The organism is Spirochaeta dissipatitropha, assembly GCF_054657935.1.
In genome coordinates this window covers 1-2351 of record NZ_BAAHXT010000036.1, presented here as the reverse complement: position 1 = coordinate 2351, position 2351 = coordinate 1, and the positions used below count along the sequence as shown (strand labels likewise).

Sequence of the window (2351 nt, the reverse complement as noted above, 5' to 3'; positions counted from 1 at the left end):
TCGCGCAAGCTACTCCAGTTCCTGATATTCCCTCCATAAGAAACTTCTGCCACCTTAGTGGTGGAGGTTTTTATGTACGAATCAGAACTACAAGCCATGAGAAAGGCCATGGCAATTCGAAACTATGCAGAAAAAACAATTTCAACCTATGTTTCTGTCCTTCAGAGGTTTTTCGCTTCCCTTTCGGTGCCCCTGGATGAGGTTACGCCACAGATAATCCAGGATTGGCAATACCACCTGATATCCCAAGGCGTTTCCTGGTCTTTGTTCAATCAAATGGTCAGCTCCCTACGTTTCTATTTCCAGAACGTTCGTAATTGTGACTGGTCAGTGGATTACATTCCCTTTGGTCGGCGGAAAAGGAAACTCCCAAAGGTTCTTACCCGTCAGGAAATACAGGATTTCCTGCAGGCTTCCCGCCGCAATCCACGCTATTATGCTGTAACCGCTACCTTGTACAGTACGGGCATTCGGCTGTCTGAGCTGGTGAATCTTCAAGTTACTGATATTGATAGTGCAAAAATGATCATTCACATCCGTCGGGGCAAGGGGGCCAAACCGCGCCAGGTTCAACTAAGCCCACAGCTTCTGACTATTCTCCGGGCGTATTGGAAGGCCTGTGAAATAAAACCTCGAACATGGTTGTTTCCCGGTAGCAAACCTGAAACACATCTTGATAATTCCACAGTACAGCGAATGTTTTATCGTCTTTCCAGGGAAGCAGGATTTAACTACTCCGTTACTCCCCACATGCTTCGCCACAGTTTTGCTACCCACCTGTTGGAAGATAAAACTGATCTGCGAACGATTCAGGCTCTGTTAGGACACAGCAACCTTCAGACAACCGGGGTGTATCTACATGTAGCAACACACCACCTTCAAAGTGTAGCAAACCCATTGGACCGCTTGACCGGGGATTGGGCATGAGTATCCTTGGAAAGATTGCCCGGGATTGCACACATCTGCCGTGGTTACATCCGAATGAACGTTCAGTTCTGGCAAAAATAGGAGATTGCACTACTGGAAGACTGGGAAGTAATCTCATGATGTGCCGCTGTGGCCATCGGGAAGTTCATCATAATTCATGCCGGGATCGGCACTGTCCCTTATGCCAGGGAGCTGCTCGCGCGCGCTGGGTCAGCCAGCGAATAAACGAATTATTACCTTGTCCTTACTTTCATGTGGTATTCACCATACCCTATCAACTAAGAAATATGGCTTATTCGAACAAAGCTGTGTTCTACAGGGAAATGTTTCGCTGTGTTCATGAAACTCTGACAGAGGTAGCCCTTCGTCCTGAAAACCTGGGGGCTCGTTTAGGGGGATTGAGTATTCTGCATACCTGGAATCAGAAATTGGCATTCCATCCGCATATTCACTGTATTGTTCCCGGCGGTGGACCAAACCCGGAATACACCAAATGGATCCAGGGAAACCCAAGCTATCTGCTTCCGGTCAGAAAATTATCAGCAGTATTTCGGGGAAAACTTCTCTCAGGACTACAAGGACTGCACAACCAGGGAAAACTGTATGAAACAGGTCCAGAAAAAATCCAAACGGCTTTGCGTAGGGCAGCAGGGAAAAAATTTGTAGTGTATTCGAAACGCCCCTTTGGCAGTCCTGCTCAGGTAGTTTCTTACCTTGGCCGGTATACCCATCGAGTGGGATTAAGTGAACAACGTATCGTTGCATACGATGAAACAACTGTTACCTTCTCATGGATAGACCGAAAAAACGGTCATTGCAAGAAACAGCTCTGCTTACCTACTGAGGAATTCCTGAAAAAATTCCTTTTGCACATGATCCCCAAGGGGATCAAGAAGATCAGGTATTTTGGTTTTATGGCGAACAAGAACAAGCAGGAGAATCTCCTGGCCGTCAGGACTCTGTTGAAATCTACTGGATGTGCTCTCTCCGATAATGAACGCATATCATGTGATGTTGCAAAATCGCATGTTCACCCCTGTCCAGACTGTGGTCAGGAATTAGTCCTTCATGCTGCAGATACCTGGAGAACCTGTCGGACTACTCTGAAACGGAGGATCATTCGTACATGGATTGAAAAATATGACCATCAGCTGAGTCCAATAACAATGGGAGCTGGGTAAGTGTGTGCAGAAAAAACAGATGTAGTATGAACCTACACAAAATTATTTTTCTCACCATAACCCGTTTTCACATGAATGGGTGGAACAGGTATGTACTCAGACTTTCTGTACGAATGAAAATCCGCGGAAAAGCACCCTTCGCATCCAAAAAAATTCCTTCATGCCTCCTGAACACTGGCATTTTGAATCGAACAATCCTACAATACAGACAACAGATGGTCGTTGCGGCCATAGAAAACCCAT

General features: G+C 46.2%; 3 protein-coding genes. All 3 read left to right on the top strand.

Annotated elements, in window-relative coordinates; genetic code table 11:
- Positions 1–72: 72 nt before the first annotated feature.
- The gene (locus ACYQ2L_RS17070; protein WP_460058314.1) at positions 73–927 is read left to right on the top strand and encodes a tyrosine-type recombinase/integrase; all 855 of its coding nucleotides are present in this window, start codon (positions 73–75) and stop codon (positions 925–927) included.
- On the top strand, positions 924–2108 hold the full coding sequence (locus tag ACYQ2L_RS17065) for an IS91 family transposase (protein ID WP_460058312.1): 1185 nt from the start codon (positions 924–926) through the stop codon (positions 2106–2108). The genes ACYQ2L_RS17070 and ACYQ2L_RS17065 overlap by 4 nt, the downstream gene beginning before the upstream one ends.
- Positions 2109–2134: 26 nt before the next feature.
- Positions 2135–2351 (top strand): hypothetical protein (locus ACYQ2L_RS17060; protein WP_460058310.1); only part of this gene is annotated, 217 nt, incomplete at its 3' end.

What these genes read in the sequence shown, in the direction of transcription:
- ACYQ2L_RS17070 (WP_460058314.1), top strand. Translation starts at nt 73, where the DNA reads ATGTACGAATCAGAACTACAAGCCATGAGAAAGGCCATGGCAATTCGA.
- ACYQ2L_RS17065 (WP_460058312.1), top strand. Translation starts at nt 924, where the DNA reads ATGAGTATCCTTGGAAAGATTGCCCGGGATTGCACACATCTGCCGTGG.